Here is a 14,219-nt window from a genome sequence, read left to right on the forward strand (position 1 = left end):
AGCTATTTATGCTTCTTGCGTTTCTTTTTGTATATGAATGAGATGAGCTAAAAATGCTTCACCTGAAATGGTTGCTTTTCCGCCACCGCGCGCGCTTTTTTGATTACCTCCACCTTTTCCTTCTATAAGGGGAAGAGCTGCTTTTAACAGAGTATTCATGTTTTGTTCAACGGCTTTACCGCATGCGCAAATGCATTGTAAATTTTCACCGTTTTGTGTAACAAAATATGTAATGATATGTTCATCTTGCTCTGTAATGAGAGCTGCTAATTTAGCCAGTTCCTGCATAGAACGATCTGTAAAGTTAACTGCAATTTGTTTTCCAAACGAAGTTTTCTCTGATTGTTGTAATAATTCATTTGCTTCTACAAGAATGAGTTTTTCGTTCGCTGCTTGCAGTGCTTTTTCATTTTCCTTTTGAGAAGAAAGGAGCTGATTTATTTTGTTTGGAATATCGTCTTCTTTACTATGTAATTGCTGGGCTGCGCTTTTTACGAGAGCTTGATTGCGCTTCATAAGTCCGATTGTACGCCAGCCGCAAACAAATGTAAGTCGAATGTTTCCTTTATGACGCTCCCAATCGATAATCTGAATCGGGCCGACTTCACCAGTTTGTTTTGGATGTGTACCGCCACAGCCGTTATAATCAAGATTTTCAATAATCACAACACGAATGTTTTCTGTTACAGTTGGTTCCTTGCGAAGGGGAAGCTGTTTTGCTTCTTCTTGGTTTACCCATTGAACTGTAATGGGACGATTTTCAAAAACAATTTGATTAGCAAGGTAAGCAGCTTCTTCGGCTGTTTCTAAAGAAAGGTCGGAAGTTTCTAAATCAATTGTTACGATTTCTCTTCCTAAATGAAAACCGATTGTTGGAATATTAAAATGGTCCCAAAATATAGCAGACAAAATATGTTGTCCAGCGTGTTGTTGCATATGATCGAAACGACGTTTCCAAGAAATACCTCCTGTTACTTCATTTGTATGTATTTCTTTAGTAATGTAATGGCGAATTTCTCCATCTATTTCCTCCACATTTATAACAGGAGTTTGATTTAACTGTCCCGTATCATGTGGCTGCCCACCGCCGGTTGGATAAAAAGCTGTTTCTGTTAATACGACATATATATTACCATCGTTGTCACGCGTTTGTTTTGTAATTTGAGCTGTGAATGTTTGTAAGTATGCATCTTTGTAATATAATTTTTGGTTCACGTCTATACTCCTTTCAAATGTAACTATTTTCATTGTAAAACAATACGTATCACTTTCCTAATATTTCATAAGAAAAATTCTCTTTTTTAGAATTTTCTTGCTATAATAAGAAAAAGGGGAACATAACGGGGGTGGATGAAATGTTATATGAAAATGGTGTACGTAAACTGATTCATCTGAATACGAATATTTCTGAGATATACCGAGAATTGCATGAAATGACCCGGCATTTAACAGAATGTAACCGAGAAAGTGTAACGTTTGATCGGTTATATGTGAAAGAATTGTTATGGAAGAAAGAAGATGTAATCGCTATGTACGATCAGTTGCTTATTCAGGTTTGTATTAATGAATGTTTTGATATGAAAAGTTGGATAGCTGGAGAATATAGCTATACACATGAAGAAGTAGAGAGTTGGGTAGCTGAGTTTAATAGTAAACATAATATAGACATTGAAGCAGAGGCAGTATTAAAAGAATTACAATTTACATATGGTATTGATATGGAGCTAAAACGAACGGCTCGCGTTTAGGAAAACAAAAATCATGTTTTCAAAGGAAGCTGCTTTTCAGCTTTCTTTTTCTTTGTATTGTATTTGTAGATAGAGAAGGTGAAAGAGATGAAGGGGAAGTTACAACATATTCACCCTATCGGGATGACTATTATTATTGGAACATTATTTGCAAGGTTTGCAACATCAATGAGTATTCCGTTTTTAGCAATTTACTTGACGAATGCAAAAGGAATATCAGCAGGAGTTACAGGAGCGATTATTGGAACGAGCGCATTAGTAGGTGTATTTGCAAGTTTCATTGGCGGGAATTTATCAGATCGTTATGGACGAAAAAAGATTATGTTATCATCTATTATTGTTTGGATTTGTGTATTTATTGGATTTGGATTTGCGGAGCATGTTTTAACATTTTTCTTACTAAATGCGCTAAATGGGATGTGTCGTTCATTTTTTGAACCAACGTCTCGCGCCTTATTATCCGATTTAACAAAGCCGGAGCATCGTTTAATGATGTTTAACTTACGTTATGGTGCTATTAATGTTGGTGTTGCGATTGGGCCGCTTGTTGGTCTTCAGGTTGGAACTGCTGAATCAACAACACCATTTTTTATAGCAGCTATTATGTATGCTCTTTATACAATTGTACTCGCATTACAACTTCGAAAGTATCATGTTGGAGAAGAAAAAACAGAAGAGACAGAACGAGTTACTTTTATGGATTCCTTGCGCATTATAAGAAAAGACATTGTTTTTTTAGTTGCATTAATTGGAATTATTATTAGTACAGCAGGATACTCACAATTTTCATCAACGCTTTCTCAATATTTTGCGAACTCCCATCTATTTGAAAATGGAGTGAAATTATTTTCTTATGCATTAACATTAAACGCTATTACTGTAGTAATTGTTCAGTATCCACTCATTCAAGTTTGTAAAAAGTATACACCGCTTGTATCCATTATGGTTGGTACATTACTTGTTGGTGTAGGATTATGTGGATTTGGATTTGCGGGATCAATGTGGGCTGTTTTCGTTTGTACGATCATATTTACAATTGGAGAAGTATTAATGTTTTCTATGACAGATGTGTTTATTGATCAAATTGCTGTTGCAAATTTAAAGGGAACATATTTTGGGGCAATGGGATTCTCAGGAATTGGAGCTGTTATTGGGCCATGGTTTGGCGGGCTGCTGTTAGATCATTACGGTTACCATAATGGTTTTACGATTTTTACAATTTTGGCGGTGCTTTCAATGCTTGCATTTCCGATTCTGTTGTTGACAAGAAGTTTGCTGCGTAAAAGAACGATAGAAGAAAAATGGGAAGCGCAAATGTAATGCGTGTAGGGACGAAATAAAGTTTTATGAATAAAGGAGGCTGATCATTTTAAAAATCAGCCTCCTTTTATTATTGCCAGTGCAATAGTAGTTTTAAGGTGTTAATTGCTTTCAAATTTTCTGTTACTTTCTGCTCTATCATGCCATATGCGGGCAGTAATACTCTCACTCATGGCAATTTCACTTTATTTTGTAGAAAAAAGGGTATTTCTTATCTCATGTGTTAGATTTTTATATGACTATTCATTCTGTAAAGAGGACAGTTTGTTCTGTAAATTGCGCTGTTTCTGTTTTAGAAATGTGAATGGTAAGAAGACCATTATCAAGATAGGCTAACATTTTTTTATATATAATATTGGTTGGTAAGAAAATCATATGCTGCAAGGCAGAATTGTTACAAAATATGTTAATTTGTAGGCCTGTCTCCATCTTTTTAATCAGAATATTTCGCTCTAATATGTTCGGAATATCGGCTTCTAAAATATATTCTTGCTCTGTTTCAAAAAGGTCAATATGGATACCGTTTGGAGAGGGGGAATTTGCGTATAAATCGGAGCAAAATTGATTCATCCATTCTTCAAAGCCATCAACATGAAAAAGGCAGTCTTTTTTCTTTTTCTTGCCCATTGTAAGAAAACCTCCATAAAAATTCATTCATATTACGATATTCACTTTGAGAATAGAGGTGAAAAAGAAAGGGGGAAATGTGCTTAAAAAGAAGAGAAGATATTAGAAATATATGATAAAAAGACAGTGCGCATGCACTGTCTGCTTTTTTACATGTCATGGTGAGCATGATTTTTTTGACGCGTATGTTTTTTATTTTTTACTTTGTGTGATCCGCTTAACGGTTCTGGTTGACCACCAGAAACTTGTCCTTGCGGAGAATTTTTACGAGTGGATTTTCTGTTATTTTTCTCCATTATTATACCCCTCTTTTTCTTGTGCTTTAGTGGTTATTCAAATGAACAGTAGAGTTCGATTAGCGAAATGAATTAGCGGAAGGAAAGTACCAAGTCTAAAATTCCGCTCTATATTAGGATGAGAAAACTTCATAAATTTATACGAGAATGTTTTTTGAGGTAAAGGTAAAAGATAATGGAGAGTAATAACAGAAAGGGGAATGATTATGCCGTATCATAAAGATAAGCAACAAGCATTTCAAGCTGCACAGCAAGGAACGGTGGATGCAGAAAATGTATATAACAACATTGTAAAAAACGATCCAAATTATGCACAGGATTTAAAACATTTACGTCAAGAAGTGCATGAAGCATATGAACAAATTCAAAATGCATTAGAAGTTGCTTCTGAAACACAGCGAAAGCAATTGCAACAATATGAACAAGATTTGCAACATATTATGCAAAATGTGGAGGAAGTGCGTGATTAATAGGTTGTTGAGTAGTCTCAGCAGCCTTTTCACATAAGACGAGCTCATGATAATTAAAGGAAAATGCATTATAATTAGTTGTATTATTGTTATGTTAAGTATGATAGGAATTGAACATGTTGATGCAAAAATGTTAATGAGAAAAGAGTTAGAACCAACTGGTCACGTAACATGGGAAGTGCCAACTAATGAAAAAATAATAGCAATAACATTCGATGATGGTCCGGATTCTACATATACACCTCAAATTTTAAATATATTGCGCCAATATAATGCTGAAGCAACTTTTTTTATGATTGGATTCCGAGTTAAGCGTAATCCATATTTAATTGACCAAGCGTTAAAGGAAGGGCATGAAATTGGTAATCATACAATGAATCATTTGTATGCACGTAGTGCAACAGGACAAAAACTCGAAAATGATATTCTAGAGGGAAAACGGTATTTACAAAAATGGGTAGATAAACCTCTTCTTTTTCGTCCACCTGGTGGATATATTAATGAATCTGTATTTAATACGGCAACAGAAGCAGGATATGAAATTGTATTATGGTCTTGGCATCAAGATCCAAGAGATTGGTCTAATCCTGGAAAGGATAAGATTGTAAATCACGTTTTAAATAATGCGAAGAGTGGTGATATTGTTTTATTGCATGATGGAGGAGGCGATAGAAGCCAAACTGTCGAAGCATTAAAAGAGATTTTACCAGCTTTGCAAAAACAAGGGTATCGATTCGTGAAAGTATCGGAGTTATTGAAGTATAAGCATTGAAAAATCCCAAAAGATAATCTTTTGGGATTTTGTTTTATCATATCTAGCGTGAAGACCGCCACTTCAAGAGGCAGAGAGAAGTGAAGAGGGGAGGTGGGGAATGAATCGCTTTTTTGTGTTTTTTCAAGTATATAAGTAGAAACATTAAACACAACAAAAGCAAAGGTTAAGAACCCTTATGGCAACAAAAAAGCAAACATGATGATGAGCATGTTTGCTTACAAAAAGATGATTTCAGCTATTAAAAGCCGTGCTGAGAAGATGGGTATAGCAGTATTTGAGGTAAATCCAGCGTATACTTCTCAAATTGGTAAAATCAAATATATGAAACGTTTTGGTATTAGCATTCACCAAGCAGCTTCTTACGTCATTGCTAGAAGAGCAATGGGATTTAAAGAAAAACTTCCACCAATTTTGTATTCACTATTACCGGAGAAGATGGTAGGTCTGCATCATTGGGCGCAATGGAAGTGGCTGTCTGGCATCCTGTCTGATTTGCGTGTTCACACATTCTATCAGATGGAGCTTTCGAACCATAACAAGATTCGTTCTGTGAACGAACTTTTTCCTCCAGGGGCTCTTACAGACTTGGACGTAAAAGGTTTGTCTAAGTTTGAAAGCAGAAAAACCATACCTTGTTGAATGGGTATGGTCTTCTAAGCATTTTGTCTTAGTTGTCCCTGTTGGGAATCCCCTTCTTCAAAACCCGTTAGGAGTTTAGGTAGGGATAGTTCAATGATTCTTTTTACGCTTTTTATTGTTTTGACGCTGAGCTGCTGTTAATGGCTCATTCGAAAATTCTTCATTATACCCTGTACCTTGTCCTTGTGCAGAGGCTGCGTTCATTCCTGGAATGACATGATTTGCTTTACGTTTTCCCATTATGATTCCCCCTAATATTTTTGGCTTGGAAATTTGGTTGAGAATGAAAATAAAACTAACCATAAGAACCTAGATAGTTCAATTTTTATAAAGAAAGACGCTTTCTAAAAAGCAGTTTCACTTTATAAAAATAGTATCTGTTAACCAGTAATTTAATATGCAGCAACGAAGTTATAAAGAAAACTTATGAAAAACTATAAGTTTCTTCTTATTTACTTATCCATTAAGTTGTAATAATATATTATCGTAAGGTATTGAAAAGTTTGTCTACATTTTATATTCAGACAATTTCAGTCACGTTTAACAGGGGGGTAACCATAATGGTAAAACACAATCCATTTCAAACTCGCGCAACATTTGAAGTAGATGGAAATACGTATCACTATTATAATCTGAAAGCGCTTGAAAACGCAGGGGTAGGTAATGTTTCTAAGCTACCATATTCAATTAAAGTATTACTTGAATCAGTACTTCGTCAAGTTGATGGCCGTGTTATTAAAGAAGAACATGTTGAAAATTTAGCGAAATGGGGAACGAAAGATATTCAAGATATCGATGTACCGTTTAAACCATCTCGTGTTATTTTACAAGACTTTACAGGAGTTCCAGCTGTTGTTGATTTAGCTTCTCTTCGCAAAGCAATGGCAGATATGGGCGGAGATCCTGATAAAATCAATCCAGAAATTACAGTTGATCTTGTTATTGACCACTCTGTACAGGTAGATAGAGCGGGTACACCAGACGCGCTTCAATTTAACATGGACTTAGAGTTTAAACGTAATGAAGAACGTTATAAATTTTTAAGCTGGGCACAAAAATCATTTGATAACTACCGTGCAGTTCCGCCAGCAACAGGTATCGTTCACCAAGTAAACCTTGAGTATTTAGCACCGGTTGTTCATGCAGTGAAAAATGCTGAAGGTGAACTTGTTGCATATCCAGACTCATTAGTAGGAACTGATTCTCATACAACAATGATTAACGGAATCGGTGTTCTTGGATGGGGCGTTGGTGGTATTGAAGCAGAAGCTGGTATGCTTGGGCAGCCATCATACTTCCCAGTTCCAGAAGTAATCGGTGTGAAATTAACTGGTACACTTCCAAGTGGTACAACAGCAACAGACGTTGCATTAAAAGTAACACAAGTATTGCGTCAAAAAGGTGTAGTTGGAAAATTTGTTGAGTTCTTTGGCAGCGGTTTACAAAGCATGCCATTAGCTGACCGTGCAACAATTTCTAACATGGCACCAGAGTACGGTGCAACTTGTGGATTCTTCCCAATCGATGATATTTCATTAGATTACTTACGTTTAACAGGAAGAAGCGAAGAACAAATTCGCATCGTTGAAGAATATTGTAAAGCGAACGGCTTATTCTACACAGCTGATAGTCAAGATCCAATCTATACAGATCTTGTTGAAATTGATTTAAATACAATTGAGTCTAACCTTTCTGGTCCAAAACGTCCACAAGACTTAATTCCTCTTTCTAACATGAAAGATGAGTTCCGTAAAGCTGTTGTAGCACCAGTTGGTAACCAAGGATTCGGCTTCTCAGAGCAAGAATTTGATAAAGAAATGAAAGTTGTATTACAAGATCAAGAAGTAACGATGAAAACAGGTGCAATTGCAATCGCAGCAATTACAAGCTGTACAAATACATCTAACCCATATGTGTTAATTGGTGCAGGCTTAGTTGCGAAAAAAGCAATTGAAAAAGGAATGAAAGTACCTGGTTACGTAAAAACATCATTAGCGCCAGGATCTAAAGTTGTTACAGAATACTTAGATAAATCGGGATTAACAACTTACTTAGATCAATTAGGCTTCCAAACAGTAGGTTACGGTTGTACAACTTGTATCGGTAACTCCGGTCCATTAGCACCAGAATTAGAAGAATCTATTGCTGTAAATGACTTATTAGTAACATCTGTCCTTTCTGGTAACCGTAACTTTGAAGGTCGTATTCATCCGCTTGTAAAAGCAAACTATTTAGCATCTCCACCATTAGTTGTGGCTTATGCACTTGCTGGTACAGTTGATATCGACTTGAAAAATGATGCAATCGGTAACGATGCAAACGGTAATCCAATTTACTTTAACGACATCTGGCCAACAGCGGCAGAAATCGAAGAAGTTGTACAAAATGTTGTAACTTCTGAACTATTTAAGAAAGAATATGCACAAGTATTTAACAGCAACGAACGCTGGAATGAAATCCAAACTTCAAACGAAGCGTTATATACTTGGGATAACGACTCAACATATATCCAAAACCCGCCGTTCTTCGAAGGGTTATCAAAAGAGCCAGGTGAAGTGGAAACACTTTCAGGACTGCGCGTAGTTGGTAAATTTGGTGATTCTGTAACAACAGACCACATTTCACCAGCAGGATCTATCGGCAAAAACACACCAGCAGGCCGTTACTTATTAGAAAATGGTGTGCAGCCAGTTGACTTCAACTCTTACGGTTCTCGCCGTGGTAACCATGAAGTAATGATGCGCGGTACATTCGCGAACATTCGTATTAAAAACCAAATCGCTCCTGGCACAGAAGGTGGATTCACAACATACTGGCCAACAGGCGAAGTGACATCTATCTATGATGCTGCAATGAAATACAAACAAGACGGAACAGGTCTTCTTGTTATCGCTGGTAAAGATTACGGTATGGGAAGCTCACGCGACTGGGCTGCAAAAGGTACAAACCTTTTAGGCATTAAAGCAGTTATCGCAGAAAGCTTCGAGCGTATTCACCGCAGTAACCTTGTATTAATGGGCGTATTACCGCTTCAATTTAAAGATGGTGAAAGTTCAGAAACATTAGGTCTTACTGGTCAAGAGTCATTTGAAATTCAAATTGATAAAACAGTAAAACCACGCGACCTTGTAAAAGTTGTTGCGACTGACTCAGAAGGAAACAAAAAACAATTTGAAGTAGTAGCACGCTTCGATAGTGAAGTAGAAATCGACTACTACCGTCACGGTGGTATCTTACAAATGGTTCTTCGTGAGAAGTTAGAAGAGTCTAAGGTATCTAACTAAGTTATAGATTTACTAGTTGAAAAGTGACAAAAAGAAGTGTTACTTTACAAAAAGATATGTTACTTTACAAAAAGATGTGTTACTAAGTCGGTTTGGAATTATATACAAAAATAAGCATAAAAACTCAGAGTGAAATTTACTTTGAGTTTTTATGCTTTATTTGAAATTGAATATATTTGTTATTTGTGTAATTGTTTATTTGGCTTTTCGGATTATTCTGGAATGTGACAAAGAGAAGTGTCGCCAAACAAAAATATCGTTACTAAGATGGCTTTTATCTTTTTATCGCAAGGCTCTGTTATTATTAATTGTTGATTTTCAAACTATAATTTTTTAATAGTAAAGGGTGCATCGATTTAGATGCACCCTTTACGTTACTCCTATTTTTCAATCTCTAAGCCCCTTGCCAATTACTTTTCCATCATATAGATAAACAGTGATATTACCTAATACTTGATTATTTGTTACGAACGTCACCGATGTAACGGTTTTTCCATCGTATTGTTCACCTATTAGGTGAGCTTGTTTTTTAGTAACAATTCGTTCCCCGATTACAGGCTTTTCATTTTTTATAATTTCCATCTTTTCTTTATCCGATAAGCTATTCTCGGCGATTTTTTCTAGGGACATAGTTGTATTATCCCCACCTTTTTCATTTGAATTTGTTTTAGTGTTATTACAAGCAGAAAATAATATTAAAATACATACAAATACGAAATACAATAGATTTCTTTTCTTCAGCTGAAACACCTCTCAAATCAACAATCTTTTTTAACAGAGCCTATCGCAAAAATACCGAAATTACAATGAAGAAGATAAAACCAGAAACAAAAAAGGAAGCGATCCCCATTGTTTTTCTATTTGCTTTCAGTTCAGAGATGCCCATGATAATAAACATACATGCGAGTGAAAGCTGCATGTAAGGAAGTGTAGCGGCTTTAGTAAAATAATAATAAACCCCGAGAACGATTGTAAGCAGTCCGAAAAAAATACGTAATCCAGTTAGCATTGTGTCCCTCCTTCAAAAGCTAATATTAGCGAAGAAATTCTGATATGGCGATGAATAAAACAGTAGCTCCAACTATAAAACAGATCGTTCCACTTGCTTTCCTTTGTTCACGTAATTCCTCAATGCTCATAATGAAAGACATTAAGCCTAAAGTAATGAACATATAAAGCATAATGCCTCTGTTTTCTGTAATAAAACTATAGATAGACAAAGTTAATGCAATGAGTGCAAATGTAATCCGAACAACCTTTAACATGTTCATTCCTCCGTAGGAAAATAGTCGTTACATAATTATACTTTGCTGCGAGAACAGCCCACACGAAAATACCTGCTACTATACATGTCAAACCAGTGCTTGAATCTGGGACATGTCTTTATTTTTATCTCATCTCATTCCTACGAAATCTGAAAATGGGAGAATTCTTTGTATACATAAGAAAAAAAGAACAATTCAATTCTTTTCTTTTACTAAAAATTTACGTAAAAGAGAGTAGATTGTTAAAAAGATGGTGAAATATATCCCGAAATCAATTATAAATAACAACAAGTCGAATTTATCTCGAAATACATTGTAACTTATACCGATATAATGATAGAGGAATTTGGAAATGAGGTTTGAAAGCAAAATAGAAATGAAAACTACAATGAAGTCCTTCATTAGCATCGCTCCTGCAAATAATTTACCTTTACTTAAATATGTATACGTTAATTATAACTGAAAATTCAAATTATACCCAATGCCTAAATGAAGTTTTTTAAATGGTTCACCTTCATCAAAGATTTATTCCATGCAGTTTGGTTTATTCAATTTAATTAAAAACGTTACATGTAAGTATTTTTTCTATCTAATAGAGGGGGTAACAATTCTGCGAAATGAACCCCGTCTAATGGTGTATGTTTATATAGTTATGTTCGAAGGGGAGATAAGAATAGTGTGTTAGTAAGAAGTAATGAAAAGTGACAATTATTAGTGTACCTACACAAATATTAACGTACCTCAACAAATTAATAGTGTACCTGATTCAAATGAAACAAAGTGATTGTGAATAGGTACTTCAGACTTTGTATTCTCATTAAATTGGAAGGTAAAGGGCAAAAAACTTGGTTGGATTTACTCAACCAAGTTTTTTTATTTCCTATAAAAAATGAATGACAAAAATGAGTATTTATATAATTGAAAAGAAGAGGATAGATACAAGCGTTGAGATGGTATTATCCCCTATAAGTAGACAGTGTAAAAAGGCTACAAGAAAAATTGTAGATGATACACTATTACTTATAGGGGATAATACCAAGATGACTTTTCGTCGTCTTCTCTTTTTTTATACGCTTAAGAAATAATTTTGGCAAACCATGCTATATAATATGCACCTGGAACTAGTATAATTTGAGCCATTAATGTGCCTAATAATCTTGAAAGTAAAATCATGAATGTAAAAGTTTTTAATTCTCCATAATTGCGATTGTCTTGTACAACTTTATCAGTTAAAAAAGACAATTTCGGATCGATAATAAGTGTTAACAAAATTGTAGCTACTCCAGTAATAATATTTGATGATGACATTGCTGCTTTATCGTACTGGGGAACTAATAAAGTTGCATACAAAGCAGACATAACTCCTACTGTAAATACAGCAGAAACGATTGTATTAATGATAAACAATTTAAATGATATATTCTTGAAATTTACTCCTTCTAAATTAGTTTTGTTTACTATAACAAAATAATTTTTCACTTTTTTATAATTTGTTTTATTTATCAACTTAAATAAATTAAAAAACGAGCCATCTTTTGATAAAGGTACAAGACTTTTAGAAAATATTTTCATAAAGAATGGTACTAAAAGTCCCCCTAGTATTACTCCCATGGTAGAGCCTAATAGCAAAAATCTAAATTGTTTATCTAACAATTCTAATCCACCATTCTGTGTAGCACTATCAACTAAGGAAGCAGTAAATGGTTGTTGGAACATATTAGAGAATCGCGCAACTAGCGACAAGATATTATATATAGCAAAGGCTGAAGCAACTAAAGCTAACTTTGCTCCTACAAGTCGAACACCGTAACCCAAAACTTCAATCGAAGTCATAAGCATTAAAAATACAAAAATACCAATTACTTTGAAGGTAATAAAATCCATAATAATACTCCTTGAATTTTTATGAACAAACAACGAAATAAGTATATAACAAATTTACAATAAATTGAATATATTAAAAATTATTCCGATTGAAGCTTTTTTTGTAAAAACAATTTTTGTAAAAATCAATGAATGATCACACGTAACTCGTGCTTCATTCGAGTATACTTAATTTTGTCACAGTATACGTAATTATTGTTCATTTAGATTATCTTTTATGGATTTTTATAATTTAGGTCTTGATAACTCAAGGAGTCGCTTTTCGTTTCCTAGCATACGCGATTTGAGTGTAATCAATAGGATTTGTTACTACAACAACTATGAAAATGTTGTTGTAGTAAATGAGGTCGTTTGTAGTACAAAAAAAGATAAAACATGCCGAATTTTTCTATCTGTATTTATTCTTCTTTTTCTTATATAATGAGCCACATTATATCTTTATCTATGATAATTCTAATTTTGTTTATAATTTATTCAATCTATATAAAAAAATGGACTGCATGGTATCTTCATAAGAACGGTGAACGTGTGAAGAAAACGAGAGTAAGTCAATTATCCCAATGTCGTACCTATACGGAAGAAATTCGGCAGTTGATTGCAGAGGAAGTGGAGTATTACACGAATTTGGAGCTGTAAAGACGATGAGAAAAACGTGTATGAAGAGTTTTATTAAAGTGTAGTATGGGAGATTATTTCAAGCTAAATCAGTTGTTTGAAACTCACTATTTTCAAAAGGAAGTTAAAACACCTAAGCAGACTTATACGATGTGCTGGAGAAGAAGGGTATAACAGGCAACCCATAAAAGAATTTGTGTTGTAAAAACATAGTTGTATTGCTTAAAATGTCTGTTGTTATTGGATATAATAGAAATGACGTACTCAAAAATAAGTACGTCATTCTTTATGTAATATACAATGCATTCAAAAAAACTCGAATCTCGCCAAGTCTATGTTTGCGAGGTTCGATAAGACAAAAAATTTCAAACCTTAATATTATCTAATTCTTGGAGATATTGGGATTCCACTTATTGATATGTCATCTCAAATGTTTCTTTATTGCCGTCCCCTTCCACTGTTACGTGAAAGGGTTCATCTTTCTCGTGAGTCGCACAACCTGTGCAGTAGTAAGAAATGTTAATTTTCCCTTCATTCAATGACCCATTACCATTTTGTTTATCAAAATCATCTGTAACTGTCCATTGAATATTCTTGAGTTTTTCTCCGTCTTTCCCTTTATAAAGAATAGAACCTTCCATTCTCTTGCTATTCTCAGATTGACTAACGATAACAGAACCTTTCCAGTTTTTACTTTCTCCTGTATATTTATAAGCCTTATTACACCCTGAAAGAGATAGCAAATATGTGATTGCCACTAATAAGCAAATCAGTTTTCTCATAACCATCCCCCTTTTTGTAATTTTATCAAAAAATTCACATCGATATGACTTTGAAACAAAAAGGAACATTCTTATCCGATGAACCTCTTAGTCTAAACGAATTTTCACTGACTTAATACTGTATATCCAAGCCATCCAATTAACAAATAAACAGGTATAGAAAACAAGATCGCTAACCAAATTTTTTGTTTTTTGATTGATTTTGCTGCACCTATATAAAGAAACGGGAAAAGTAATCCCCATATAGAAAATAAGGGCATGCCGCATAAATATAGTGATAGAGGTACGATGAGCATGGCAGAAACAATCAAAAGGTTCGGCTTCCTAACATATATGCCAATCATGGAAAACAAGACAGAGAGAATCATAAAAGGCCAAAACAACAGTTGTATCCAATTAAATCCCATTCACTTACCTCCTTCTATAATATATATTTCTTTACTTCAATTTACAGTTAAAATCCTTTAGGTATGATGAAAATAGAGATGTTTTTTGACGAAACATAAACTCTCAC

At 34.4% G+C, this 14,219-nt stretch carries 15 protein-coding genes and 1 pseudogene; 6 read left to right on the forward strand and 10 right to left on the reverse strand.

The features are described 5' to 3' along the window. Positions 1 to 6 precede the first annotated feature (6 nt). Positions 7 to 1,215: an alanyl-tRNA editing protein gene (locus tag AB1279_RS09555; protein ID WP_429758540.1), complete on the reverse strand. Its 1,209-nt coding sequence runs from the start codon at positions 1,213 to 1,215 to the stop codon at positions 7 to 9. Between the two features lie 140 nt (positions 1,216 to 1,355). Here AB1279_RS09555 and AB1279_RS09560 point away from each other — a divergent pair, with 140 nt between their 5' ends. Beyond that, entirely contained in the window at positions 1,356 to 1,748 is a 393-nt protein-coding gene (locus AB1279_RS09560) for a hypothetical protein (protein ID WP_429754269.1), read from the forward strand. 87 nt (positions 1,749 to 1,835) lie between these two features. Further along, a complete protein-coding gene (locus AB1279_RS09565) occupies positions 1,836 to 3,068 on the forward strand; it encodes an MDR family MFS transporter (protein ID WP_429758541.1) in 1,233 nt (410 codons plus the stop codon). A gap of 243 nt (positions 3,069 to 3,311) precedes the next feature. Here the strand turns inward: AB1279_RS09565 and AB1279_RS09570 are convergent, their stop codons facing one another. Together AB1279_RS09570 and AB1279_RS09575 are read right to left on the reverse strand one after the other, a co-directional pair. Further along, positions 3,312 to 3,695 (reverse strand): Hsp20/alpha crystallin family protein, encoded by a 384-nt coding sequence (locus AB1279_RS09570; RefSeq protein ID WP_429758542.1) that lies wholly within the window; start codon positions 3,693 to 3,695, stop codon positions 3,312 to 3,314. 149 nt (positions 3,696 to 3,844) lie between these two features. Then, a complete protein-coding gene (locus AB1279_RS09575) occupies positions 3,845 to 3,991 on the reverse strand; it encodes a small acid-soluble spore protein P (RefSeq protein ID WP_429748763.1) in 147 nt (48 codons plus the stop codon). Positions 3,992 to 4,197: 206 nt separating this feature from the next. Here AB1279_RS09575 and AB1279_RS09580 point away from each other — a divergent pair, with 206 nt between their 5' ends. The 3 genes and pseudogenes from AB1279_RS09580 to AB1279_RS09590 form a co-directional block, all read left to right on the forward strand. After that, positions 4,198 to 4,461: a hypothetical protein gene (locus AB1279_RS09580; RefSeq protein ID WP_429748764.1), complete on the forward strand. Its 264-nt coding sequence runs from the start codon at positions 4,198 to 4,200 to the stop codon at positions 4,459 to 4,461. 91 nt (positions 4,462 to 4,552) lie between these two features. After that, positions 4,553 to 5,233 carry a polysaccharide deacetylase family protein gene (locus AB1279_RS09585; RefSeq protein ID WP_429758543.1) on the forward strand — a complete coding sequence of 227 codons (681 nt, stop codon included), beginning with the start codon at positions 4,553 to 4,555 and terminating at the stop codon, positions 5,231 to 5,233. Between the two features lie 147 nt (positions 5,234 to 5,380). Beyond that, positions 5,381 to 5,875, forward strand: a pseudogene (locus AB1279_RS09590) (IS200/IS605 family accessory protein TnpB-related protein); the annotation flags it as partial. A 90-nt stretch (positions 5,876 to 5,965) separates the two neighbouring features. Here the strand turns inward: AB1279_RS09590 and sspO are convergent. After that, positions 5,966 to 6,115 carry a small acid-soluble spore protein O gene (gene sspO, locus AB1279_RS09595; protein WP_429758544.1) on the reverse strand — a complete coding sequence of 50 codons (150 nt, stop codon included), beginning with the start codon at positions 6,113 to 6,115 and terminating at the stop codon, positions 5,966 to 5,968. Between the two features lie 320 nt (positions 6,116 to 6,435). Here sspO and acnA point away from each other — a divergent pair, with 320 nt between their 5' ends. Continuing rightward, the gene (gene acnA / locus AB1279_RS09600) at positions 6,436 to 9,159 is read left to right on the forward strand and encodes an aconitate hydratase AcnA (protein WP_429758545.1); all 2,724 of its coding nucleotides are present in this window, start codon (positions 6,436 to 6,438) and stop codon (positions 9,157 to 9,159) included. 387 nt (positions 9,160 to 9,546) lie between these two features. On the opposite strand, the gene AB1279_RS09605 is transcribed toward acnA, so the two are convergent. From AB1279_RS09605 to AB1279_RS09630, 6 genes are all read right to left on the reverse strand, one after another. Beyond that, on the reverse strand, positions 9,547 to 9,789 hold the full coding sequence (locus AB1279_RS09605; protein ID WP_429758546.1) for a hypothetical protein: 243 nt from the start codon (positions 9,787 to 9,789) through the stop codon (positions 9,547 to 9,549). Positions 9,790 to 9,940: 151 nt separating this feature from the next. Then, a complete protein-coding gene (locus AB1279_RS09610) occupies positions 9,941 to 10,168 on the reverse strand; it encodes a DUF3953 domain-containing protein (protein WP_429758547.1) in 228 nt (75 codons plus the stop codon). 25 nt (positions 10,169 to 10,193) lie between these two features. Then, a complete protein-coding gene (locus AB1279_RS09615; protein WP_429758548.1) occupies positions 10,194 to 10,424 on the reverse strand; it encodes a DUF3953 domain-containing protein in 231 nt (76 codons plus the stop codon). A 1,074-nt stretch (positions 10,425 to 11,498) separates the two neighbouring features. Beyond that, entirely contained in the window at positions 11,499 to 12,308 is an 810-nt protein-coding gene (locus AB1279_RS09620; RefSeq protein WP_429758549.1) for a lipid II flippase family protein, read from the reverse strand. A 1,025-nt stretch (positions 12,309 to 13,333) separates the two neighbouring features. Further along, a complete protein-coding gene (locus AB1279_RS09625) occupies positions 13,334 to 13,705 on the reverse strand; it encodes a hypothetical protein (protein WP_429758550.1) in 372 nt (123 codons plus the stop codon). A gap of 104 nt (positions 13,706 to 13,809) precedes the next feature. Beyond that, on the reverse strand, positions 13,810 to 14,112 hold the full coding sequence (locus AB1279_RS09630; RefSeq protein ID WP_429758551.1) for a hypothetical protein: 303 nt from the start codon (positions 14,110 to 14,112) through the stop codon (positions 13,810 to 13,812). Between the last annotated feature and the right edge of the window lie 107 nt (positions 14,113 to 14,219).

This window comes from Bacillus sp. S14(2024) (genome assembly GCF_050473785.1).
Classification (GTDB): domain Bacteria; phylum Bacillota; class Bacilli; order Bacillales; family Bacillaceae_G; genus Bacillus_A; species Bacillus_A yunxiaonensis.